Source organism: Deltaproteobacteria bacterium (assembly GCA_019309045.1).
In the GTDB taxonomy this organism is placed as follows: domain Bacteria; phylum Desulfobacterota; class Syntrophobacteria; order BM002; family BM002; genus JAFDGZ01.
This window is the reverse complement of the sequence record JAFDGZ010000044.1, coordinates 2,501-26,919: the sequence shown is the minus strand read 5'-3', so window position 1 is coordinate 26,919 and position 24,419 is coordinate 2,501. Positions and strand designations below refer to the sequence as shown.

Sequence of the window (24,419 nt, the reverse complement as noted above, 5' to 3'; positions counted from 1 at the left end):
TTTCATCAGGAAAGTGCACAACCGGCGCACCCTCATACGGCCCCGGATCATTGTCTGCGTTCCTTCCGGGATCACGCAGGTGGAAAAGAGGGCAGTACGCGAGTCAGCAGAGTCAGCCGGAGCGCGCGAGGTGTTTCTCATCGAGGAGCCTATGGCTGCAGCCATTGGCGCAGGCTTGCCCATCACCGAGCCCACCAGCAACATGGTAGTGGATATCGGCGGCGGCACCACTGAAGTGGCAGTAATCTCCCTGGCAGGCATCGTCTACAGCAAGTCTGTTCGGGTAGGGGGCGACAAGATGGATGAGGCGATTCTGCAGCATATCAAGCGGAAATACAATCTATTGATCGGCGAGCGGACAGCCGAACTGATCAAGACCACCATCGGCAACGCCTTTCAGGTCGACAAGGTCGAGCGCATGCAGATCAAAGGCCGCGATCTGGTGTCAGGGATTCCCAAAATCCTTGAAATTGACTCGGACGAGGTTCGGGAATCCATAACCGAACAAATTGAAACCATTGTGGAAACGGTTAAGATAGCTCTAGAGCAAACACCGCCAGAACTGGCTGCCGATATAGTAGACCGGGGCATAGTGCTCACTGGTGGAGGAGCTCTGCTCAAAAACCTTGACAAGCTTCTCCGAGAAGAAACGGGGCTGCCCATTACTATTACTGAGGACCCTCTTTCCACAGTTGTGCTCGGCTCCGGCAGAGCCCTCGACAATATTGACATTCTCAGAGAGGTAATGATTTAACGCTAGACGATATCCCTGAAATGGTGGGGCAGAGGAAGCAAGGCTCACAATTCCTGCTATGAGTTCAGGGGACCAGGGTGGCGGTGACCAGACAACTGCGCAAGATTTTTTTTCCTATCCTCATTTTTTTTATTGCCCTCAGCTTGCTTTCCGTAAGACTCCACAGCAAAGAAGGTTTGAGTTTTGTCGAGAGGCTGGTGGTGACCGTCACGGCCCCGGTGCAAAAGGCAGTGCACGTGGTGGTGAGCACTATCGGAGACGTCTGGCGGGGCTATTTCTATCTTGTTGGACTCCAGAAAGACAATGAAGAGCTCCGCCAGCGGCTTGCAGAGCTCAAGGCAGAGTTGAACCGCCTTCAGGAGGCCGAACTTGCCAATCAGAGGCTCAGGGCATTGCTTGATTTCAAGCAGGCCATGACGACACCGCTCTTGCCTGCGGAGGTGGTAGCCTCTGACCCCTCGGGCTGGTTCCAGACGGTGCTGATAGACAAGGGCAGGGTGGACGGTGTGGTCAGAGACCTGGCGGTGGTCAACGCTGCCGGACTGGTAGGCAGAGTGATTGGTGCCAGCCGTCACCATGCCAAGGTCCTGTTGATTATCGACAGGAACAGTGCGGTTGACAGCCTGGTGCAGCGGACGCGATCCCGTGGAGTGCTGGTAGGAACTGGAGACGGCAGCTGCCGACTGAAGTATGTCAGGCGCAACGAAGAAGTGCGCCTGGGGGATGAAATCATATCTTCAGGCATGGATGGCGTCTTCCCTAAAGGTATCCTTCTCGGCCGGGTGGACAGAGTGGTGCGCGGCGATGCCGGTCTGTTTCAGGAAGTTGAGGTGATTCCCACTGTTGATTTTAGCCGCCTCGAGGAGGTGCTGGTTGTATTGCAGCCGCCACCAGAAGATCTGCAGCAGATAAGGGGCCCTCAGGAAGGTGAGTAGTGCGGCGGTTTTTGCTATACACTTGCATGCTTTTTGTTGCCTATATCCTGCAGTCTGCAGTGTTTGCCGAGATACTGCCGGCAGCATTCTGCCCTGATCTCTTTCTGGTGCTGGTGGTTCATGCCAATTTGACCCATGGAGAGGAGACGGGCTTGCTGATCAGCATCGTGGCCGGGCTGTTGGTGGATACAGGACTTCCTCCGGGCACAGGCTTTTTCACTATTTTCTATCCAGTGGTGGCACTCTTTGTGTTCTTTTTCAGACAGAGCCTGAATTTGCAAAGCCGCAGATATCAGGCCGCCTTTCTCGGTTGTTGCTCCCTGGCTCAAACGGCGGCTATGCTGGCGGTAATGAAATTGCAGACTCCGGAATTATTTGCTTCGGCATATCTGCTGCATGTGGGATTAGGACGGACCCTGGTGATCCTTTTCCTCGGACCCCTTCTGCTTTACTGTCTGGACGAGCTAGAGGTCTGGTCCGAGCGATTCGGCAAGCACGGAGAGTTCCACGAAGTATGAGTGTATTGCGCCCTGTAGATGTGTCTGATCAGGAGTTGGAACGAAAGCGCTTCCAGGTGGCCTTTTGTGTGATCATTGCCATTTTTGCCATACTCAGTCTCAGGCTCTGGTACTTGCAACTGTTAAAGGGAGATTATTACCGCAAGCTGTCCGAGCATAACAGAATACGGCTGGAAGATGTTCCTCCTCCCCGAGGTATTATCTTTGACCGCAACGGCGAAATCCTGGTGGACAACAGGCCGGCCTTCAATCTGGCGATCATTCCTGAAGATGTCAAAGATCCGGATACCTGTTTGCGGGAGTTGGCTGGAATTCCTGGTATTGACGAGAAAAAACTGCTCGAGCAAATAGGGACAACCAGGGGAGGGCCGCCATTCCGTCCCAGGGTAATCCAACGGGATATGACTCGAGACCAATTGGCCCTGGTGGAAAGCCGCCGGTTTTACCTGCCCGGTGTCATTGTGCAGATCGAGGCAAAAAGAGGATATACTCGGCCGGCATTTGCAGCTCATCTCCTCGGCTATCTGGGCGAAATCGAGGAGTCTCAGTTGAAAGATCCTCGCTACCGCGGCTACAAGTCTGGTGATTATCTGGGGAAATATGGTGTGGAGCTCGAGTGGGAGAAGGAGCTCAACGGCCAGCGGGGAGGGCGTCAGGTGGAGGTTGATGCCTCTGGACGTCAACTGAGAGTACTCGACGAGGTAAAGCCACTGCCGGGCCACAATCTGGTTCTCGCTCTTGACGCCGGGCTGCAGCGCAAGGCCGAAGAACTTCTCGCTGGCAAGGCCGGGGCGATTGTGGCCATGGACCCCAACAATGGTGACATTCTTGCACTGGCCAGCAGCCCAACCTTCGATCAGAATGAATTCGTTCGCGGCTTCTCGGCCAAGCAATGGCAGACAATAGTCAATGATCCAGCGCGGCCGCTTCAGAACAAAGCCATTCAGGCTCAGTACCCTCCGGGTTCTACCTTTAAAGTAGTGGTGGCTGCCGCTGCCCTTGAAGAGCATGAGGCTACCCCTGACACCAGGCTCGTTTGCTATGGCCGGTATCGACTGGGCAATCAGACCTATCGCTGCTGGCGCAAATGGGGCCACGGTGAGATAGCTCTTCATGAAGCCCTGGTGCGCTCCTGCGATATTTACTTTTATCAGTTGGGCCAGAAGCTTGGGGTAAAGCGGATGGCTAAATATGCCCGGAAATTCGGTCTCGGCAGCCGCACTGGTATACGCCTCAAGAACGAGGCTCGCGGGCTGATCCCGACGCCAGCCTGGAAGCTGAAGCGCTTTGGTGTTCCCTGGCAGGGAGGGGAGAACCTTATCATGGCCATAGGGCAGGGATTTGTTCTGGTCACCCCCATCCAGATGGCAGTACTGTACAGCGCCATTGCCAATGGCGGCAAGCTGTTGAGACCGCGAGTGGTACAGAGAGTGGTGAGTGCCAGCGGCGAGACACTTCGTGAGATTTCCCCGGAAATAAGGGGCAGTGTGGGAGTCAGCCAGAGTACCCTCGAGTTCTTGCAGCAGGCGCTAGTGGGGGTGGTCGAGGATCCGAGGGGCACCGGGCGAGCTGCACGACTGCCAGGCATCCAGGTTGCCGGCAAGACTGGTACGGCGCAGGTGGTCAAGATGGCCAAGGATGAAAAGAAGAAGGAAGACCTGGAGGAGATTCCGTACGCCTTTCGCGATCATGCCTGGTTTGTGGCCTATGCCCCGGCAGAAAAGGCTCAGATTGTGGTTGCTGTGCTGATTGAGCATGGCGGCCACGGCGGTTCGGCTGCAGCGCCGCTGGCAAGGGAGCTCATGGAAGAGTTCTTCAATAGCGATCAGAGGCTGGCTCATGGTAATCAAGCGTTCTGAAAATGCTGCTATTGACTGTGGGCGTGGACGTTTCAGAATATTTGTAAAAACATGCACTGAGTCGGCTTGCGGAGAAGTAAGGTGATCGATCGGCGTCTGGTGCAGAATTTTGACTGGCTCCTGCTGTTCCTGAGCCTGACCGTAATAGTGGTGGGGTTGCTCACCCTTTACAGTGCTGTGGATTCTGGCGGCAGGGAATACAGCGGCGCCTTTCAGCGGCAGCTTTACTGGTTGGCGCTGGGAATTGTGGTGATGGTGGTGGCCTTTGCCCTGGACTATCGCTGGCTGGAACGGTTCGCCTATCCCATGTATCTGCTTGGCCTGCTGTTGTTGCTTGCCGTGCTGCTCTTTGGCAAGACTGTTTCGGGCTCCAGAAGGTGGCTGGACCTTGGCATGTTGGCCTTCCAACCCTCGGAGATTATGAAGCCCCTGCTCGTTATTGCCCTGGCGCGTTTTTTCTGCCGTCGAGAAAGGAGCAAGGCCTATCGACTGCGAGAGCTCGCCCTGCCAGCAGTCATAGTGATGCTGCCAGTATTGCTGATCGCTATGCAGCCGGATCTGGGCACTGCCATGCTTCTGCTTATCATAAGTGCCTCGCTGGTTCTTTTCGTTGGCGTACACCGCAACTCCCTGCTGCTTCTCGGGACCTGTGCTCTCGGCTCTTTGCCTCTTTTCTGGTTTCTGCTCAAAGACTATCAGCGCCAGAGAATTCTAACCCTGTTGGATCCTGGCAGAGATCCCCTGGGGGCCGGCTACCATATTATACAGTCCAAAATCGCTGTGGGTTCTGGGCAGCTCCTGGGCAAGGGCTTTCTGCACGGCACTCAGAGCCAGCTGCAGTTTATTCCAGAGCATCATACTGATTTCGTCTTCTCAGTATTGGCCGAAGAGTGGGGCTTTGTGGGCAGTCTCCTCCTTCTCGGTCTCTTTCTCTGCCTGCTCCTGCGGGCTCTGGACGTTGCCCGAAGGTCGCGAGATCATTTCGGTGCCTTGCTGGCTTTCGGCATAGCAGCCACTATTTTCTGGCATGTGGTGGTAAACATTGCCATGGTGCTCGGGCTTCTCCCTGTGGTGGGCATACCCCTGCCGCTGGTGAGTTACGGCGGCTCTTCAGTTCTGGTGACTATGGGAAGCATTGGTCTCCTGCTCAATGTGGGGATGCGGAAATTCCTTTTTCAAAAGTAAAAAATACCCTTGTAGCATTCAAAAAAGGCATTGTGATTTTTTTTACTTTTTTTCTTGCAATATGAAATCTAGTATGCTAATAAGGGCTTCCGTAAAGACACAGAGCGGTTTTCATTCCTCGTTTTTTCTCTCATTTGCGATTAGAAGTTTTGTCACCTGTCCCTTAAGCACTTGCATCAGAGAGTTGCCGTAAGAGCGGGCGCACGATTTTGGGGCAGATAAGGTTCAGAGATTGTTACGGATTTAACAAGGAGATATTCTTATCTCCTCTTGCATGGCGGCTTGGAGAGTGAAGAGATGATCAATGTAAATGTCACCCTCCTGATTCAGATGGTCAACTTTCTTATCCTGCTGTACATCTTGAATCTTATTCTTTTCAGGCCAATCCGGGGTATAATCAAGGAACGAAACCAGGTTGTCGATACCTTCAATAGCGATATCACTACCATGACCAACCAAGCCCAGGAGGCCATGGAACAATTCCAGCAAAAGATCATTGAGGCGAGAAAAGAGGGGCTAGCCAAAGTACAGAGCATGAAAGAAGAGGGCCAGGCCGTGGAGGCGCAACTCCTTGACGAATCTTCCCGACAAGCCCATGAAAGAACTGAAGAGATACGAGCTCAGATTGCAAAAGAGATCGAAGAGGCGCGGGAACGATTGCAGGAGCAGGTTCAAGTATTTTCTCTGGCCGTGGCGGAAAAGATTCTTGGGAGGAGCATTCAATGATTGAGGTGAAGCGCAGAAGATCACCTGGAATGTTGCCGTTAGTTATCTGGGCGGTTCTTCTGGTGCTTTTCTGGCTAGGTACGTCGTGGGCAGCAGAGGCAGGTGGTCATGGAGGGACTTCCAAATGGCCGGATTTCTGGTTTCGGGTGCTGAACTTTTCACTTCTGGTGGGAATACTCTATTATGTAGCGCGCAAACCCATCAAACAGTTTTTTGCCAAACGCACGCAAACCATTGCTGGCACCCTTGCTGAGTTGAAAGCCAAGAAACAGGAAGCAGAAAAGACTTTTCAGGAATACAACCAGAAATTGGCGCAATTGGACAAGGAAACAGAGCGCATCATTCAAGAATATATCGAGCAGGGTGAAGCTGAAAAGGCAAAAATAATCGCCAGTGCTGAAAAAGCGGCCGCTGAAATCCGCCAGCAGGCTGAACTGGCGATCCAACAGGAAATCAAGACAGCCAAGGCGTCGCTGCAACAAGAGATCGCCGAACTTTCAGTGGCCACTGCTGAAAAGGTGCTGAAAGAGAAGATAGAACCTGAGGATCAGCAGAAGCTGGTGAATGACTTCATGACGAAGGTGGTGGAGACCAAGTGACAAGTCAGATTTTGGCCAAGAGGTATGCGAGGGCCCTCCTGACACTCGGTGAACAGGACGGGAATCGTCAACTGTATGGAGAAGAACTGAACAGGTTTGTGGACTTCTGGCTGCAGAATCCGGAGTTTGCTGATGCGGTCTCCAATCCGCTCTATCCAAAGGAGAACCGCAAGGCTATTTGTCGCACTGTGATCCAGAAGATGGAATTCACGCCTGTGTTTGGAGCACTTGTCGACCTGATGATTGAAAAAAACCGGTTGCAGATCATCGCTGACGTGAGGACATATTATCAGAAGCTGCTCGATGATCTGGCCAATGTGAGCAGGGCAAAGGTCATAAGTGCTGCGCCGCTGCCAGATGAAGCGGTAGAGAATATCAAAGCCGCCCTGGAAAAGGTGACAGGGCGATCAATTATGGTGGAAACGGAGCAAGACCCGGAGCTCATAGGCGGTGTGGTGGCTCGGGTTGGAGATCTTGTGTTCGATGGGAGCGTGAAAACGCAGCTAATGAGCATTAAAGAAAACTTGATGAAGGGGTGAGGCGAGCCGATGGAAATCAGGGCCGAAGAAATCAGTCAGATTATCAGGGAACAGATCAAGGACTATGACAAGAAGGTCGAGCTGAGCGAGACCGGCACCGTGCTCTCCGTGGGTGACGGCATTGCCCGCGTCTACGGGGTGGAAAAGTGCATGGCCATGGAATTGCTGGAGTTTCCCACTGAACATGGCAGCGTCTATGGTCTGGCGCTCAACCTGGAAGAAGACAATGTGGGTTGTGCCATCATGGGCGAGGATACTCTCATCAAGGAGGGCGCCGTCGTAAAACGCACAGGCCGCATTGCCGAGGTGCCGGTGGGCGATGCAGTTATGGGCAGGATTGTTGACCCTGTGGGGCAGCCCCTGGACGGCAAAGGTCCTATAGAGGCCAAGGAATTTGCCCGCATCGAAAGGATCGCCCCCGGCGTTATTCACCGGCAGCCAGTGAACGAACCCATGTATACGGGGCTCAAGGCTATCGATGCCATGACTCCAGTTGGCCGGGGCCAGAGGGAGCTGATTATCGGTGACCGTCAGATCGGCAAGACCGCCATCGGTGTGGATGCCATTATCAATCAGAAGGGCCAGGATGTAATCTGCATCTACGTTGCCGTTGGTCAGAAAAAATCTACTGTGGCGCAAGTTGTGGAGACCTTGCGGCGGCACGGTGCCATGGACTACACTATTGTGGTTTCCGCCTGTGCCAGTGATCCAGCCTCGTTGCAATACATTGCTCCCTATGCGGGCTGCGCCATGGGAGAGTACTACCGGGATAGAGGCCAACATGCCCTCATCATTTACGACGATCTTTCCAAGCAGGCTGCCGCCTACCGGCAGATCTCCCTGCTGCTGCGGCGGCCGCCGGCACGTGAGGCCTATCCAGGAGACATTTTCTACAATCACTCGCGGCTTCTGGAAAGGGCTGCCAAACTGGCTGACAATGCTCCGGAGCTGGATTCCAGGTACAAGAAAGGTGGCGGCTCCCTGACGGCCCTGCCCATTATCGAGACCCAGGCCGGCGACGTATCCGCCTACATTCCCACAAACGTCATCTCAATTACTGATGGGCAGATTTATCTGGAGCCAGGTTTGTTCTTTTCTGGTGTGCGGCCGGCGATCAACGTTGGTCTGTCGGTCTCTCGCGTGGGTGGCGCGGCGCAAATAAAGGCCATGAAGCAGGTGGCCGGGCGTCTGCGGCTCGACCTGGCCCAGTTCCGTGAACTGGAAGCCTTTGCCAAGTTCGGCAGCGACCTGGACAAATCCACCCAGGCACAACTCAACAGAGGTATGCGGTTGGTTGAACTGCTCAAACAGCCGCAGTACAGGCCGATGCCAGCCGAGAAGCAGGTAATGTCCATATATTCGGGTACCCGCGGTTTTCTGGATAAGTACCCGGTGGAAAAAGTTGGCGAGTACGAAGAAAAGATGCTGGAATTCATAGAGCAGAAGCATCCGGAGATCTACGAGGAGCTCAAAGAGAAGAAAGAGATCAGGGACGAGCTGGACGAGAAAATGACAAAAGCGCTGAACGAGTTCGACGAGATCTTTGAGGTTGCAGCCTAGGAAAACGAGAGAAGCACTCTATGGCAACTCTACGCGATATCAAGCGGAAAATCGAGGCGGTAAAGAAGACCCAGCAGATTACCCGGGCCATGAATATGGTGGCTGCTTCCAGGCTGCGCGTCACGCAGCAATTGCTCGAGCAATTTGTTCCCTATGCCCGGCAGCTCACCGAGATCATGAACCGAGTGGCCTCAGGAGTGGAGCCGGAGGGATTTCCTCTGCTCATGCCTCATGAGGAGGTGGTGCGAGTAGAACTCGTTTCTCTTACTGCTGATCGAGGCCTTTGCGGGGCGTTTAACACCAACCTCATTGCAGCCGCAGAAGGTTTCATGAATGAAAAGACAGCAGAGGGACTCTCGGTTTCTCTTACCACCATCGGCCGCAAGGGCGGTGATTACTTCAGACGGCGCAAGGTGGAGATAAGGGCGACATACACGCAAATGCTGGACAAGCCCAACTACAACAAGGCCCGCTCCCTGGGGGAAGAGCTTATCGAGTTGTTCCTGAGCCATGAGGTTGACGAGGTCTATCTCTACTATTCACATTTCGTGAACATGGTTACCCAGAGGCCCACTCTCAAGAAGCTTCTTCCCATAACGCCGGAGGCCAATGGTGAAGAGGGTCTCGAACAGCTGGAGTATCTCTTTGAACCCTCCCGGCAAGAGGTGTTGAACGATCTGCTGCCAAACTTCATCCATCTGGAACTGCTCGAGGCATTTTTCCAGACCGCCGTGAGTGAGCACGCCGCCCGGATGACAGCTATGGACAATGCGGTCAACAACTGCCGGGAAATGGTCCGAGATCTGACGCTCGTTTACAATAAAGCGAGACAGGCTGCTATTACCAAGGAGCTTATGGATATTGTTGGTGGTGTAGAGGCTTTAAAGAAGTGAAAAAGTAAAGATCTTGTCTTTGCTTTATGAGGAGGATCCATGAGTATCGGAAAAATCGTGCAGGTCATCGGCAACGTTGTGGATGTGGAGTTTCCTGAAGGTCAGCTCCCACAGATTCTCAACGCCCTAGCCATTTCCAACCCGAGCATCAGCGACGAGGAAGGCAACCTCATCGTGGAAGTGGCCCAGCACCTTGGAGACAATGTGGTGCGCTGCGTGGGAATGGATACTACCGACGGACTGGTCCGGGGTATGCCGGCAAAGGACACCGGCGCCCCAATCCAGATGCCCGTGGGCAAAACGAGTCTCGGCCGGGTGCTCAACGTCATAGGACGTCCGGTTGACGGGCTTGGACCAGTGGAGTCTGAAAAATACGCGCCGATTCACCGGGCAGCTCCAGGATTCACCGAGCAGGATACTTCTGTGCGAGTCCTGGAAACAGGGGTCAAGGTCATCGACCTGCTGGTGCCATTTCCCCGTGGCGGCAAAATGGGGATGTTCGGCGGTGCCGGGGTGGGCAAGACCGTCATCATGATGGAAATGATCCACAACATCGCCATGCAGCACAAAGGTATTTCAGTGTTTGCCGGCGTGGGTGAACGCACGCGTGAAGGCAACGATCTCTACCTGGAAATGAAGGAATCAGGAGTGTTGCCCATGGCGGCCCTGGTGTACGGCCAGATGACAGAGCCGCCCGGCGCCCGAGCGCGGGTAGCCCTTTCTGCTCTAACTCAGGCTGAATATTTCAGGGATGAGGAAGGCCAGGACGTTCTCCTTTTCATCGACAACATATTCCGCTTTACCCAGGCAGGCGCGGAAGTTTCAGCCCTGCTGGGACGCATGCCCTCGGCGGTTGGTTATCAGCCTACTCTGGGAACTGACCTGGGAGAACTGCAGGAGCGCATTACCTCTACCACCAAGGGTTCCATCACAGCAGTGCAGTGCGTCTACGTGCCTGCAGACGATCTCACCGACCCGGCGCCGGCTACCACCTTTGCCCACCTTGACGGCACCGTGGTGCTGTCGCGGCAGATCGTGGAGCTCGGCATCTATCCTGCTGTGGATCCGTTGGATTCCACCTCGCGTATTCTGGATCCGAACGTACTCGGAGAGGAGCACTACCGCACGGCTCGTGACGTGCAAATGATTTTGCAGAAATACAAGGATCTGCAGGATATCATCGCCATCCTTGGCATGGACGAGCTTTCGGAAGAAGACAAGATTGTCGTGGGCCGGGCGAGGAAGATTCAACGTTTCCTGAGCCAGCCTTTCCACGTGGCTGAGCAGTTTACCGGCACTGCCGGCAAGTATGTCAAGGTGGAGGACACTATCCGAGCCTTCCGGGAAATTGTTGATGGCAAGCATGACGATTTGCCAGAGCAGGCCTTCTACATGGTGGGCGGCATCGAAGAGGTGGTAGAAAAAGCCCAGACAATGGCTGATGCCGAGTAACAGCCCGCTTTTGAGGTTTATGTTTATAGCGATATGACCTGTTTTTGCTTATAGAGTGGTGGTGAGCTGATGGCAGAAAAACTTCTTCATCTCGAAGTGGTTACTCCTGAACGCACGGTAATTAGTGCGGAGGCTGAGATAGTTGTGGGACCGGGATTTCTCGGTGAGTTCGGCGTGTTGTACAACCACATCCCCTATCTGGTTCAATTGCAACCGGGTGAGCTGCGCTACCGGATTGGCAATCAGGTTGAAAGGGTGGCTATTAGTGGGGGCTACGCCGAGGTGCTGCCCACCAAGGTTACTGTGCTTGCTACCGCTGCTGAACGACCTACTGATATTGATCTGGAACGGGCTCTGGCTGCCAGGGAGCGTGCAGAGAGACGTTTGAAGGAGCGCACCGAAGATATCGATTTTGCCAGAGCCGAGGCTGCCCTCAAGAGAGCTATTGCCCGCATCAAGGTCGCAGAGGAAGGAAAATCAGGATAGTAACAGAATTTTTTCTGTATTATTGCCAGAGTAGGCCCCTTTTCAAGGGGCCTTTTTTGTAGCGGCCCTGGGCGCTCCAGGCGAGGACTCTTTTGCTTTGACCAGTTTGCCCACGGTCAGACCCTGGACGATGATGGAGAAGACCACAATTATATAGGTGATGGCCAGGATGGGCTCCCGGTTCGGGCCGGCGGGGAGGGACAGGGCCAGGGCGACGGATATGCCTCCCCGCAAGCCGCCCCAGGTGAGGATCCTGATCACATTGGGGCTGAAGGTTCGAAAGTGCCTGAGGATCACTACTGGAATGCCAACACAGACAAAGCGAGAGAGCAGCAGAAGAACAATGAGAATGATGCCGGCGAAAATATAGGCACGGTTGAACCTCAGAAGCAAAACCTCGAGGCCGATCAGCACGAAGAGCACGGCATTCAAGATTTCATCCACCAGCTCCCAGAAGGTGTCGAGATGATAGCGGACTGTGTCGGACATGGCCAGCATGCGGCCGTGGTTGCCAATCAGCAGGCCAGCCACCACAATGGCAATGGGACCGGATAGGTGCAGTACCTCGGCCAGCGCGAAGCCGCCGGTTACCAGGGCCAGGGTGATCATTATCTCCACCTGATAATTTTCGATGCTTTTCAGCATCCAGTAGGCAACCGCCCCGATAAGCAGACCGAATAACACTCCTCCGACAGCTTCCTTGATAAACAGAGCAGCTACAGTGGCTGCGGTAACCTGCTGATATCCGGTGGCTATTTCAAGAATGACCAGAAATATGACCACTGCCACCCCGTCGTTGAACAGAGACTCGCCGGTAATCTTGGTTTCAAGGCTTGCAGGCACTCCGGCCTTTTTCAAGATGCCCATCACCGCAATCGGGTCCGTGGGTGAGATAAGGGCGCCGAACAGAAGGCAGTAGATGAAAGGCAAATCAATATGTAAAGCTCCCAGTACCCACCAGGTGGCACTGCCCATGATAAAGGTTGAGCCAACCACTCCCAGAGTAGCCAGGATGCTGATAATGTACTTTTGTCTCGCCAGATCCTCCAGGTTCACATGCAGGGCCCCGGCGAACAACAGGAAACTGAGCATGCCGTGCAGCAAAGTCTCGTCAAAATCCACGTTGTGCAGCAGGAGCTGGGCGTCTTCTTTGAGGCCGAACCCCAGGGGTTCCATGGCAATCAAGCCCAGCGAGACCAGCAGGGCGATGACCATGATACCGATGGTTGTCGGCAGCCGGATAAAGCGGTGGTTGATATAACTGAAGCCGGCTGACAGGGTAAGCAACACAGCCAGAATATTGAATAATTTCATTATGCTCCGGGTATTTCCAGTTCAAGACTAGCGGGTTACTGGAGTTGTTCGTCCCTCTTTGCTGTGCTCTCCTCCCTGGAGTTATTCCTGGGAAGACTTTCTTGCCTGATCTCCCAGGATCTGCTGCAGACTTGTCAAAGATTGCAGATTGGCTGCCCCCTCGATTGTCTTGACAGCAATGTCTTCGACTTTCTTGTATGCTTTGTCGAGCTGCTGTGACAGCTTGGTAATTTGCTCACGTTGATCCTTTACTGTTTTTTCGAGAGCTTCTATGCGGGTGGTGAGCACATTTCTTTCGCCGTCGAACTCTTTCTTCAGCAATTCCTCCCTGTTGCCTGCTGCAAGTTCAAGTCTTTCAGTGGTCTCCTTCACTGCTTTGCTCACTGCTGCCTCCAGCTCTCTGGGGAAGGCGGCAACTTTCTTCTGGAGTTCATCTAACTCCTTTTCCTTTTCAGATATGGCCTTTTCTCTTTCAGTCAGTTCTCTTTCCAGTTGTTCCTTCCTGAGCGCAAATTCATGCTCCCACTTGGACTGTTCGTCTGCGAACTTGTCTTCGGCCAGCTGCTTCTGCCTGGCAAAGGCGTAGTCAAACTCTGCCTTTTCTCGCTTCCGCGCCTCCTCCATCTCTTTTTTCTGCTTCTTGAACTGCTCCTCCCATTCCTGTTTTTCTTTGCGCCACTGTGCCCGCGTCTCGTTTATCTCTTCCTGCAGTTCCTTTCTAGTGCTGGCCATTTCTTGCTCGAATTCGAGCCTCTGCTTCTGCTGCGCTTCAATCAGGGCAGCTAGCGAAGCTGCCGCCTTTTCAATGCCGTAGATCTCTTCCAGTTCTTTTTCTTTGACCTCGATTGCCTGGCAGACATTCTGGAACCTCAGAACTTCTTGCTCGAGGCTGTCCGAAATCTGACTCAACAGTTTGCCTATGTCTGTTCGCAGATTGCCGATATTCTGGACAATTCCCTCGGATGAGAGTTCCTGGGCCACCTTGACCACCTCTCTGGCCTTCTTTTCCGCCTTTTTCTCCTCCGGCTTCAACTCGGCCTCAGCCTTCTTCTCCAATTCCTTCAAAAGGGTATTGTATGCCTCCAGCAACTCCTTTTTGGTGCTGGACATAGAAAGTTTCTTGGGTTTGCTGCCTTTTTCTGCCATGGTTCGATCCTTTCTCTTTCAATTAACTATGATTAACATGTGGATGCGGGTCTGTTGCGCTGAAAATTTGAATCTACGCCACTTCCAGCTATGCTGTCAAACTGAAACTGGACACCTGGCCGCCGAAAGAGCCATTTTTCCACATGCATTCCAGCTTACACCAGGCTGTTTTGTGGTATAAGTCAATATAAAATAAACACGAGGAGAAGAGGTGTGCTTGCTGAACTGCACGGCCAGATAGAGAGGATCACCTATATCGATGAGGAGAGCGGCTACACTGTGGCCAGGGTGAAGGTGCACGGCCGTAAAGAGCTGGTTACTGTGGTGGGCGAACTCCTGTCTCCCGCGCCCGGTGAAATCATCAGGATGAAGGGAAAGTGGGTCAACCACCCGAGATATGGCGAGCAATTCAAAGTGATGGAGTATGAGACCGAGGTGCCTGCTTCAGTGTACGGCATCGAGAAATATCTGGGTTCGGGCCTCATAAAGGGAATCGGTCCAGTCATGGCTCGCAGGATAGTCGAGCGCTTCGGCGAGAAAACTCTGGAGGTGATCGAAAATCACATAGAAAGGCTCAGCGAGGTGGAAGGCATAGGAGCCAAGCGAATTGACATGATCAGCCGGGCCTGGGTAGAGCAGAAAGACATTCGCCAGGTAATGGTTTTCTTGCAGAGCCATGGGGTGAGTTCGGCTTACGCCAGCAAGATCTTCAAGCACTACGGCAAACAGTCCATAAAGGTGGTCAGAGAGAATCCCTACCGGCTCGCTGCAGACATCTTCGGCATAGGCTTTGTGACAGCAGACCGCATTGCTGCCAAGCTGGGATTTGCCAAAGAGTCCAGGGTGAGGGTGGAGGCCGGCATTCTCTACGTGTTAAACGAGCTTGCTGAGGAGGGCCATGTCTACTATCCCTATGAACTGTTAATCGAAAGATGTCGGGAAATTCTCGAGGTGGACCGAGATGCTGTGGTCCAGGGCCTGGGCGCTGCCGCCCTGACGAGAAAGATTGTCATTGAGGATTTGAACAAAAGTCTGGAAGAGTTTCGGCAAAATAACAAAGCAGTGTATCTGGCAAGATTTCATTTTTCAGAATCCAGTGTAGCCGGCCGCTTGAAGCGTCTGCTCGAGACGCCGAAGTCTACCAGAAAGATCGACCCTGAAAGGGCTGTGCACTGGGTGCAGCAGCAATTGGCTATTACCCTGGCTGCAAGACAGGTGGAGGCAGTGCGCTATGCTGTGGCAGAAAAAATTCTGGTCATAACGGGCGGCCCTGGAACTGGCAAGACAACTGTGATCAAGGCCATCATCCAGATATTCGCCAGAATGGGCGTGAGAATTTTGCTGGCAGCTCCCACTGGCAGGGCGGCCAAGAGAATGACTGAAGCCAGTGGACGCGAGGCAAAGACTATCCATCGCCTGTTGGAATACAGCATGCAGAAGGGAGGTTTCCAGAAAAATGAAGACAATTCCCTGGCATGCGATGTGCTCATCGTGGATGAGGCTTCAATGATAGACACCATTCTGATGCATCACCTGCTGAAGGCCATACCTGCTGGCGCTACCTTTATTCTCGTTGGCGATGTGCACCAGCTCCCTGCAGTAGGGGCAGGTGATGTCCTCAACGACATTATTCGCTCGGGCAGAGTGAAGGTGGTGGAGTTGACGGAAATTTTCCGCCAGGCCCAGGAAAGTTCTATCATTACCAATGCCCACAAGATCAATATGGGGCAGCTGCCCTCCCTGCAGACTCCAAGAGGCAAACTGGCCGACTTCTACTTCATCGAGCAGGAGGAGCCTGAAGAGGTGCTGCATATCATACTGGAGCTCGTCAAGGAACGCATTCCCAACAGGTTTGCCCTGGACCCTGTAGATGACATCCAGGTTCTCACCCCCATGCATCGGGGCAGCATAGGCGCTGAAAATCTGAACAGACAGCTGCAGCAAGTGTTGAATCCCTCAGAAGATATGCTGCTTCGCGGGGGCAAAAGTATTCGGCTGGGCGACAAGGTCATGCAGATCAGAAACAATTATTACAAGGATGTCTTCAATGGAGATGTGGGCCGCGTTGTTCGTGTGGACAGTGAAACCCAGGAAGTGGTCGTTTCCATCGACGGGCGTGAAGTTCCCTATGATTATAGCGATCTGGACGAACTGGTTCTGGCCTATGCCATCTCGGTTCACAAGTCTCAGGGTTCAGAATATCCTGCGGTGGTTGTGCCTCTGCTGACGCAGCACTATGTCATGCTGCAGAGAAACCTCATCTACACTGCGGTCACCAGAGGCAAGAAACTGGTGGTGCTGGTGGGCAGCAGAAAGGCCCTGGCCCTCGGGGTGGAAAACGATAGGGTTCAGAAGCGATACACTTGCTTGAAATACAGGCTTGCAGCTGCCTAGCAAGGTCTGAGCGTGTTGCCGAGGGTTCCTCTGTTACCGGCTGACTGATTCACAAGGCCCCAGTTGTGATCAGTTTCCCCGGGAGGCCAGCGCAGAGCCAGGTTGCATTTTGGCAGTGGATGAAGTAAAAGGCAGCTATGAAGGACGTAGTGGGACTTATCCTTGCTGCTGGCAAGGGAACCAGAATGCATTCGGAACTGGCGAAAGTTCTCCACCCCATTTGCGACCGGCCAATGCTTTCCTACACGCTGGCTGCTCTGCGACAGGCCGGAGTCGCGAGAATTATCGTAGTCATAGGACATCAGGCAGAGCGCATTCGGGATATATTTGCTGCAGAAGAGGTGGAATGGGTCTTGCAGTCAGAACAGCTCGGGACTGCCCATGCAGTGGAATGTGCCCTGCCCTGCCTTGGGGATTTTCAGGGAACGATTCTCATCTGCTGCGGTGATACCCCGCTTCTCACTGCTGAAACGCTTGCCAGGTTTGTGACCGCGCATCAACAAGCAGACGTTGATCTTACTGTGTTGACTACCATCCTGCAGCAGCCAGCCTCCTATGGCAGGGTGGTGAGAGATGGCCGCGGCAGGATCATCAGAATCGTGGAAAGCAAAGATGCTGGAGTGCAGGAGCGGGCAATTCGGGAAATCAACAGCGGCATCTACTGTGCAAGGGCGGAACTGTTGCGCAGATTGATCCCGAAAATTGACAACAATAATGCGCAGGGAGAGTACTACCTCACAGATATGGTAGAGAAAGCACTGGCAGAGAAACGGCAGGTCGACGGTTTCACTGTGTTGGATTCCCAGGAGATTCTTGGAGTAAATACTCCAGAGGAACTGGCTGCTGTTGCCAGGCTGCTTGCCGATAGAGCTGCCACTGTCGGCAACAGTCAGGGGTAAATTTTTCCCCGCGGCGGCACCTGGAAGGCATGAGCCGCGTGCCATCCACGAGTGTGGCAAGCATCTTAGAGTCTTGGCAGTCCCTGTGGCGGTGACAGAGTGGGAGGATTGCGGCCGCAGGAAAACCCGACATACTGAGGAGAGGCTGTATGTGCGGCATTATAGGCTATATAGGAGAGCAAGACTGCATTTCCTTGCTGGTGGAGGGCCTGAGACGACTGGAGTACCGGGGCTACGACAGTGCCGGCATTGCAGTAATAAGCGACTCCAGGATTGAAGTACGCCGCTGTGAGGGGAAACTGCAGAGGCTCGAACAGCTGCTCAAAAAGCGTCCGGTGGAAGGAACGGTGGGAATCGGACACACCCGCTGGGCCACACACGGACCACCCTCTGAACGGAATGCCCACCCACATCAGGCAGGTCCAATCGCAGTGGTTCACAATGGCATCATAGAAAATTATCTGCAACTCAAGCATGAACTGACCGCTGCAGGCTGCAAAATACGTTCAGAGACGGACACTGAAATCATTGCCCAGCTCGTTTGTCAGAAGGTTCTGGCAGGCGTTCCTTTTGTGGAAGCCGTTTACGAAAGTCTCGAGGTCATAGAAGGATCATATGCCCTGGTAATCCTGAACGAACAGCAGCCAGATACACTGATTGCAGTGCGCAAGGAAAGTCCACTCATCCTCGGGTTGGCGCCCGAGGCCCTTCTGGTTGCTTCTGACATTCCTGCCATTCTTGGACACACTCGCGATATGGTGTTTCTAGAAGACGGCGAAGTGGCCATCCTCGGGCGTCAAGGCTATGAGGTGCGGGACGAGGGAGGGGCGGTTCTGGCGAAAGAGGTGGCGCACATCAGCTGGAATCCGGTAATGGCCGAAAAAGCTGGCTACAAGCATTTTATGCAAAAGGAAATTTATGAGCAGCCACGCGCGGTGATTGATACGTTTCGAGGCCGGGTTGGCGAGTCAACCGGGGACATCTATCTCGATGACATCAACCTGGACAGAGAGAGCGTGGCGCGTTTGCGCAAAATAGTCATTGTGGCCTGCGGCACTTCGTACCATGCAGGCCTGGTGGGAAAATATCTTCTGGAAAACCTGTCTGCCCTGCCAGTAGAGGTGGATCTAGGTTCAGAATTCCGCTACCGCAATCCCCTGGTTGATGAGCGGACCCTTCTGGTGCTCATTTCCCAATCTGGTGAAACAGCCGACACTCTGGCTGCCATGCGGGAGGGAAAGGCCAAAGAGGCATTTATCCTGTCGATCTGTAATGTGGTGGGCAGCAGCCTGGTAAGACAATCAGACGGCATACTCTACACCCATGCTGGCCCAGAAATCGGAGTGGCCTCCACCAAGGCATTTACCACCCAGCTGGTAGCCCTGTACCTTCTTGCTCTTTATCTGGGCAGGAAGCGTGACAAGTTGACTGCTGAGAGTTGTCAGGAGGCAATAGCTGATCTGGTGAGACTGCCCAAGAAAATGGAGGCAGCTCTGGGGCAGGATCGGCTGATACGCTCCATTGCCGAAGAGTATGCCAAAGCCCGCGACTTTCTCTATCTGGGCCGAGGAATCCACTATCCAATAGCTCTCGAGGGTGCCCTGAAGATGAAAGAAATTTCCTATGTTCACGCTGAGGGTTATCCTGCAGGAGAGATGAAGCACGGTCCCATAGCACTCATTGATGAACACATGCCAGTTGTTGCCCTGGCGAGTTCAGGAGTAACATTTGAGAAGATGCTTGCCAACATCGAAGAAGTAAAAGCGAGGCGCGGCAAGATTATAGTGGTGGCCGACCAGGATAATTGTGCCGACAAAGTAGACGCCTTTATCCCGGTGCCCAGATCGAGTCCATACCTGGCCACGGTACTGTTTACCATCCCCTTGCAATTGCTTGCCTATCACGTGGCCGTGCTGCGGGGCACTGACGTGGACCAACCCCGGAACCTGGCCAAGAGCGTAACCGTGGAGTGAGGCCGTTTCCGGCAAAGGTGGACACTTTGCCGGCGGCAGGGCAGCAGCGGCAGTCAGGCAGCCGTTCCTGCAAGAGCTCTCTTTCCCCAGCCCTCGGTGCTGAATGGTTGCAAATGAGTTTGCCTCTGTGGCCAGGAGGGTTGACAACCCTTTTTGCTTTTACAAACAGTTATAAAAAACAACGAGACACTTGCTTATACTTGACTTGCAGAAAAGGCCCGGATTAGAATAGCCGTGTGAACCGCAACAAGTCGATGGGGGCCTACATGGGAGAAGAGAGATTTGGTGTCTATTCTGAGACAGTTACGGATGAGGGCGTTCAAGAGGAGTCGCCTTTTGACCGGCTCGAAAAGAGAATAGATGTTCTCATTGAACGCTATGAGCAGTTGCGCGAGGAAAACAGCGCCTGCAAGGTGCAGTTGGCGGAGAAAGAGGATCTCATTCAGAAGCTGGAAGGGCAGATGAGAGATCTGGAACAGCAGAAATCAGAGGTTCGCAGCCGTCTGGATTCGCTGATCGACAAGCTTAACCGTTTTTCATAGAGGAGGACGGTTTGACTCAGCAGGTGAAGGTAGGAATCCTGGGACGAGAGTACATCTTACACACCACAGCTGACAAAGCATATGTCGAGAAAGTGGCGCAGTACGTCTCACTGAAATGCCAGGAAACCCAGAAAGGACTCCGGGGCACATCTCAAGCAAATGTTCTCGCTCTGACTGCCCTGAACATAGCCAGCGAATACTTTCAGATCAAGGAGTCGTACGAGGTCTTGCTCGACCGCATCGAACAAAAGCAGAGAGCATTGGCAGCCTTGCTGCCGTGAACATTTCCCCTGCGGTGTTGGTGATTGGCAGCACGTTCTTGAGCCAACAGATAAAAATAGGGAGCCCTTCCTTGGCACGGTGTGACGCCTTGTGTTGAGCAAGACGCCTAAAGTACCAACAGGGTGCCCACCTGGTGAAACCAGGTTCAAAACAATCTGCCGACACGGCACCTTCGCGGGGGTTTTTTTGTGCGGTTTGGCCTGTTGCTGGCGCTCTGGTCCTGTAATTGGCTGCCTTTCTGACTGCGAAGTATGACAAGGCCTTTTTGTTTCTTGCCCACTGGCGACGCTGATGAACAAGAAAGAGCCTTCTGCCGTAAAGATGCCGCTGCCGGGCACGATGCTTGCTGTTCTCTTCACAGGGCGGATGATTTTCTGGCCGCTGCGCCATGCCGGTGACACTCCCCCGGTTGCAGCCTCACCACAGCCATTGCCGAAACATTCACGCCGGTAGCGTAGACTGACTAGCTGACCAGCTAACCTCTAAAAATCATTTTTATCTTGCGTACATGATCATTTTTCGCTATTTTCTTGTAAACCGCTCATGAGGATTCCAGGGAGGAATCCTTGGCCGGCAGGGGTATGAAAGGATGCTGGCTGGAGAGGCGGAGATAATATATATCCAGGGTCGGGGACAGGGACCCTACCCGAGGCTAGAGGGGAATGCGCAACCGTCGCCAACTGCTGCGAGATGACATGATAGCCGGGTGCTGAGCCTGGTGCAGATATACGCAGGCGATTCAGCGACTTACCCAGATTTTCCTCAACAGCCTGCAAGCAGGCTGCAAAAATATAGCCTTTTAAGGGCCCACAATGGTCTAATTTTGCGCCAACTATGAGGAGAAGTGACTCTTTTGGCGAAGTGAAATACTCCTACCACAGGTAATTGCACGAGGTGGTAAAGTGTGCCGAAGCTGGCACACCATGACAGAGCCCCCCACCCTAGATTCTTTTCCCCGGCTAACCGGCCAGCTGCATCTCTCGTATCTCCTGTAACGTTATCAAACAGAGCTTCCATGAGCGTTATGCAGTAGTGGATTGCGGCAACTCTAGAGTCGTCCTCTTGTCGGTCTGGACAACAGCTGGCGAGGGAAGGCTTTACTGGCGCAGCCACTGACTGCGTCAGCTTGCAATGGCCAGAGTGGTGAACAGCACGGTAATTTTTGAAATTGGCAGATGACAGGAGGACGAGATTCATATCATTTTCCCCAGACACTGAATATTTGACAGCATCTTACTTTTTGTAAGAAGAGTGGTTGCAGCAAGGGGGATACAATGGAAGTCTACGGCATAAGTGCCGCGAGCATTATTTTGGTCTTGCTTGGCATCCTGGTTGGCGGTGCAGCAGGGGCTCTCCTGGTAAGAAAGCTCATGTACGCCAGGATGGAGTCGAGCAGGAACGCGGCACAGAGGATTATTGAAGAGGCTCAAAAAGAAGCTGAAACCCTGCGGAAAGAAGCAGTTATTCAGGCAAAAGACAGCCTCTATCAGATGAAGCTTGATTTCGAAAAAGAAGTCAAGGATACCAGGAAGGAGCTGCATAACTTCGAGCGCCGCCTGCTTCAAAAAGAGGAAAATCTGGAGAAAAAGAGTGAACTTTTCGACAAGCGGGAGACGAATATCTCTCGCAAAGAAAGGTTCATCATCCAGCAGGAGAAGGAGGCAATTGCCAAACAGCAGCACCTGGACGAACTCATTCGCCAGCAACGTGAACAACTGGAGAGGATGGCGGGAATTTCCTCCAGTGAGGCCAAGGAGATGCTGATAAGATCAATGGAGGCCGAAGCGCGCCATGACGCTGCCAAGCTCATCAAGCGAATCGAGACGGCAGCACGAGAAAATGCCAGTAAGAAAGCGCAGCATATCATTGCCCTGGCCATCAAAAGATACGCAGGAGACTATGTGGCCGAGAAGGCGGTTTCTGTGGTGACTCTGCCAAACGAGGAAATGAAAGGAAGGATCATCGGCAGGGAAGGCCGCAACATCAGGGCTATAGAGGCCTCCACCGGCATCGACTTGATTATTGACGATACTCCCGAGGCAGTTATTCTTTCCGGCTTCAATCCTGTTCGTCGTGAAGTTGCTCGCCTTTCACTGGAACGATTGATCAGTGATGGGCGCATACATCCGGCCAGGATTGAGGAAATCGTGGAAAAAGTGTCTCAGGAAGTTGAGACAATCACGCGGGAAGCCGGTGAACAGGCTGCTTTTGACGTGGGTGTCCATGGAATCCACCCGGAACTTGTCAGACTCATAGGGAAGCTGAAGTATCGCAGCAGCTACGGTCAGAATGTGCTGCAGCATTCCCTGGAGGTCGCCTTTCTGTGCGGCATTATGGCTGCAGAGTTGGGGGAGAACGAAAAGCGGGCCAAGCGTGCTGGTCTGCTGCATGATATCGGCAAAGCAGTTGATCATGAAGTCGAGGGGCCCCATGCGATCATTGGCGCAGAGCTGGCCAAGAAGTTCGGGGAATCTCCCCAGATTGTCCATGCCCTGGCAGCACACCACGAGGATGTGGAGCCGGAAAGCGTTCTAGCCGTGCTGGTGCAGGCAGCCGATACTCTTTCGGGAGCGAGACCGGGTGCGAGAAAAGAACTGCTGGAGAGCTACGTCAAGAGACTGGAAGACCTTGAAAGAATAGCCAATTCATTCCAGGGGGTGAGCAAGTCGTTTGCCATTCAAGCAGGACGTGAGCTGCGGATCATGGTTGAAAGCGACAAGATTTCTGACGAAGAATCCGTCCTCTTGAGTCGCGATATAGCCAAACGCATCGAAAATGAACTCAGCTATCCTGGGCAGATTAAAGTGACAGTCATCCGTGAGACCAGGGCAGTTGACTATGCCCGATAAGCCGGGGGGTCTGCTACCCCATGTTTATGCCAGTTGCGTGGCCGGCTGAGGTCAGTGGTCCGGAGTACAGATGGAGGAGAGGAGCGGGCAGCTCATACGTGTTCTCTTTGTCGGCGACATTGTGGGCAAGAGCGGCAGACGCGTGGTGGAAAAACTGCTGCCCAGGATCATAGGCGGCCAACAGGTAGACCTGGTTGTGGCCAACGCAGAAAATGCAGCAGGAGGAGTTGGCCTGACACCCAAGGTGGCAGAGCAACTGCTCAATGCTGGCATTGACGTGCTCACTTCAGGGAACCACATCTGGAAGAAGAAAGAGATTGAATCCTATCTCGATGGTACAGATAGAGTTTTGCGCCCGGCCAATTATCCGCCGGGAGCACCTGGTCGCGGCTATTGCATAGTGGAAACCGCAGCTGGCTTGCCCGTGGCTGTGTTGAATCTGGAAGGGCGCGTGTTCATGAAACCAGTGGACTGCCCCTTCAGAACCGCCGATTTACTCATCGGTGGGCTCCAGGAGGAGGCTGCCGTATTGTTAGTGGATTTTCATGCGGAAGCAACTTCTGAAAAGCTGGCCCTGGCGTGGTATCTGGACGGGCGAGTGAGTGCAGTGGTGGGAACCCACACCCACGTGCAGACAGCTGATGAGCGCATTCTGCCAGAGGGCACCGGCTACATTACTGATGTGGGCATGACCGGGCCAACCGACTCGGTGCTGGGGGTGCGCAAGGAAGATGCCATTGCTCAACTCATCTCACAAAGGCCGACAAAGTTTAACCTGGCCCGTGCAGGGCAACAGCTGCAGGCAGTCCTGCTCGATGTTGCCTCGGCGAGTGGTCGCACCGAGTCAATTACTCGGATCTGTAAGGCGGTGGAGTAAATTGGAGCCATCGTTGCAGGGGTCTCCAGAGCCTGGCACAAATGAGCTGCTGAGGGATGAAAAAAATTTTGCAGTCAGGGGTTGTGCCCGGGATCATAACCCGGTGCACCTGACAGTCGGAGGAACCTGGTGTGTTGAACGCGTATGATGTGCTGCAAGAACGAGGTTTTCTCGATCAGGTGACAGATGCAGAGGCGGTGCGCTCGGTTCTGCAAGAGCCGACCACCTGCTACGTGGGCTTCGATCCAACAGCTCCCAGTTTTCATGTGGGCAGCCTCATACCCATCATGTCCCTTGCTCACATGCAACGGTGCGGCCACAGACCCATCGCCCTCCTGGGGGGCGGCACCGCCATGGTCGGCGACCCGAGCGGCAAGACCGAGATGCGGCAGATGCTCAGTCGTCAGAAAATAGAAGCCAATGCTGTCAGCCTGAAAAAGCAGCTGGGACGATTCTTGGATTTTACCCAGGGCCGAGCCCTGCTGCTCAACAATGCCGACTGGCTGCTGCCTTTGAATTATATCGAGTTCCTGCGCGACATAGGACGGCACTTCAGCGTCAACCGCATGTTGAGTGCGGAAAGCTACAAACTCAGACTGGAGACGGGGCTGAGTTTCATAGAATTCAATTATATGCT

The 24,419-nt window shown here is 53.6% G+C and carries 22 protein-coding genes and 1 other RNA gene (1 of these 23 cut by a window edge); 21 read left to right on the top strand and 2 right to left on the bottom strand.

What is annotated here, in order from left to right; genetic code table 11:
- The 12 genes from JRI89_10875 to JRI89_10820 all read left to right on the top strand — a co-directional run.
- Nucleotides 1-754, top strand: a 754-nt coding sequence (locus JRI89_10875; protein ID MBW2071743.1) for a rod shape-determining protein, incomplete at its 5' end; no start/stop codon positions are given.
- Nucleotides 755-831: 77 nt separating this feature from the next.
- Entirely contained in the window at nt 832-1,689 is an 858-nt protein-coding gene (gene mreC / locus JRI89_10870; protein ID MBW2071742.1) for a rod shape-determining protein MreC, read from the top strand.
- The gene (gene mreD / locus JRI89_10865) at nt 1,689-2,207 is read left to right on the top strand and encodes a rod shape-determining protein MreD (GenBank protein ID MBW2071741.1); all 519 of its coding nucleotides are present in this window, start codon (nt 1,689-1,691) and stop codon (nt 2,205-2,207) included. The genes mreC and mreD overlap by 1 nt, the downstream gene beginning before the upstream one ends.
- Nucleotides 2,204-4,066 (top strand): penicillin-binding protein 2, encoded by a 1,863-nt coding sequence (mrdA, locus tag JRI89_10860; protein ID MBW2071740.1) that lies wholly within the window; start codon nt 2,204-2,206, stop codon nt 4,064-4,066. The genes mreD and mrdA overlap by 4 nt, the downstream gene beginning before the upstream one ends.
- Before the next feature lie 81 nt (nt 4,067-4,147).
- Nucleotides 4,148-5,251: a rod shape-determining protein RodA gene (gene rodA, locus JRI89_10855; GenBank protein MBW2071739.1), complete on the top strand. Its 1,104-nt coding sequence runs from the start codon at nt 4,148-4,150 to the stop codon at nt 5,249-5,251.
- Nucleotides 5,252-5,548: 297 nt separating this feature from the next.
- Nucleotides 5,549-5,977 carry an ATP synthase F0 subunit B gene (locus tag JRI89_10850; GenBank protein MBW2071738.1) on the top strand — a complete coding sequence of 143 codons (429 nt, stop codon included), beginning with the start codon at nt 5,549-5,551 and terminating at the stop codon, nt 5,975-5,977.
- Nucleotides 5,974-6,576, top strand: coding sequence for a F0F1 ATP synthase subunit B (atpF, locus tag JRI89_10845; protein MBW2071737.1), 603 nt, complete (start codon nt 5,974-5,976; stop codon nt 6,574-6,576). Before JRI89_10850 ends, atpF begins: the two co-directional genes overlap by 4 nt.
- Nucleotides 6,573-7,115, top strand: coding sequence for an ATP synthase F1 subunit delta (gene atpH, locus JRI89_10840; protein ID MBW2071736.1), 543 nt, complete (start codon nt 6,573-6,575; stop codon nt 7,113-7,115). Before atpF ends, atpH begins: the two co-directional genes overlap by 4 nt.
- Nucleotides 7,116-7,124: 9 nt before the next feature.
- Nucleotides 7,125-8,675, top strand: a complete 1,551-nt coding sequence (locus JRI89_10835) for a F0F1 ATP synthase subunit alpha (protein MBW2071735.1) — start codon at nt 7,125-7,127, stop codon at nt 8,673-8,675.
- Nucleotides 8,676-8,695: 20 nt separating this feature from the next.
- Complete coding sequence (gene atpG, locus JRI89_10830) at nt 8,696-9,568, top strand: ATP synthase F1 subunit gamma (protein ID MBW2071734.1); 873 nt, start codon at nt 8,696-8,698, stop codon at nt 9,566-9,568.
- 39 nt (nt 9,569-9,607) lie between these two features.
- The gene (gene atpD / locus JRI89_10825; GenBank protein MBW2071733.1) at nt 9,608-11,020 is read left to right on the top strand and encodes a F0F1 ATP synthase subunit beta; all 1,413 of its coding nucleotides are present in this window, start codon (nt 9,608-9,610) and stop codon (nt 11,018-11,020) included.
- 69 nt (nt 11,021-11,089) lie between these two features.
- Nucleotides 11,090-11,506: a F0F1 ATP synthase subunit epsilon gene (locus JRI89_10820; protein ID MBW2071732.1), complete on the top strand. Its 417-nt coding sequence runs from the start codon at nt 11,090-11,092 to the stop codon at nt 11,504-11,506.
- 42 nt (nt 11,507-11,548) lie between these two features.
- Here JRI89_10820 and JRI89_10815 read toward each other — a convergent pair whose 3' ends face one another.
- Complete coding sequence (locus tag JRI89_10815; GenBank protein ID MBW2071731.1) at nt 11,549-12,820, bottom strand: sodium:proton antiporter; 1,272 nt, start codon at nt 12,818-12,820, stop codon at nt 11,549-11,551.
- A gap of 81 nt (nt 12,821-12,901) precedes the next feature.
- Nucleotides 12,902-13,966 carry a hypothetical protein gene (locus tag JRI89_10810; GenBank protein MBW2071730.1) on the bottom strand — a complete coding sequence of 355 codons (1,065 nt, stop codon included), beginning with the start codon at nt 13,964-13,966 and terminating at the stop codon, nt 12,902-12,904.
- Between the two features lie 213 nt (nt 13,967-14,179).
- On the opposite strand from JRI89_10810, the gene JRI89_10805 reads away from it, so the two are divergent.
- The 9 genes from JRI89_10805 to JRI89_10765 all read left to right on the top strand — a co-directional run.
- Nucleotides 14,180-16,360, top strand: coding sequence for an ATP-dependent RecD-like DNA helicase (locus JRI89_10805; protein ID MBW2071729.1), 2,181 nt, complete (start codon nt 14,180-14,182; stop codon nt 16,358-16,360).
- Between the two features lie 137 nt (nt 16,361-16,497).
- Nucleotides 16,498-17,259, top strand: a complete 762-nt coding sequence (locus tag JRI89_10800; protein MBW2071728.1) for an NTP transferase domain-containing protein — start codon at nt 16,498-16,500, stop codon at nt 17,257-17,259.
- A gap of 149 nt (nt 17,260-17,408) precedes the next feature.
- Entirely contained in the window at nt 17,409-19,232 is a 1,824-nt protein-coding gene (gene glmS / locus JRI89_10795; protein MBW2071727.1) for a glutamine--fructose-6-phosphate transaminase (isomerizing), read from the top strand.
- A 266-nt stretch (nt 19,233-19,498) separates the two neighbouring features.
- Nucleotides 19,499-19,774 (top strand): cell division protein ZapB, encoded by a 276-nt coding sequence (gene zapB, locus JRI89_10790; protein ID MBW2071726.1) that lies wholly within the window; start codon nt 19,499-19,501, stop codon nt 19,772-19,774.
- Nucleotides 19,775-19,785: 11 nt separating this feature from the next.
- Entirely contained in the window at nt 19,786-20,055 is a 270-nt protein-coding gene (locus JRI89_10785; GenBank protein MBW2071725.1) for a cell division protein ZapA, read from the top strand.
- A gap of 3 nt (nt 20,056-20,058) precedes the next feature.
- Nucleotides 20,059-20,241, top strand: a non-coding RNA gene (gene ssrS, locus JRI89_10780) — 6S RNA.
- 1,089 nt (nt 20,242-21,330) lie between these two features.
- A complete protein-coding gene (gene rny, locus JRI89_10775; GenBank protein ID MBW2071724.1) occupies nt 21,331-22,905 on the top strand; it encodes a ribonuclease Y in 1,575 nt (524 codons plus the stop codon).
- A 70-nt stretch (nt 22,906-22,975) separates the two neighbouring features.
- The gene (locus tag JRI89_10770; protein MBW2071723.1) at nt 22,976-23,782 is read left to right on the top strand and encodes a TIGR00282 family metallophosphoesterase; all 807 of its coding nucleotides are present in this window, start codon (nt 22,976-22,978) and stop codon (nt 23,780-23,782) included.
- A gap of 134 nt (nt 23,783-23,916) precedes the next feature.
- On the top strand, nt 23,917-24,419 hold the start of the coding sequence (locus JRI89_10765) for a tyrosine--tRNA ligase (GenBank protein ID MBW2071722.1). Its footprint extends 787 nt past the window's final position; the window shows 503 of its 1,290 coding nt (coding positions 1-503); its start codon is at nt 23,917-23,919; its stop codon lies beyond the right edge, outside the window.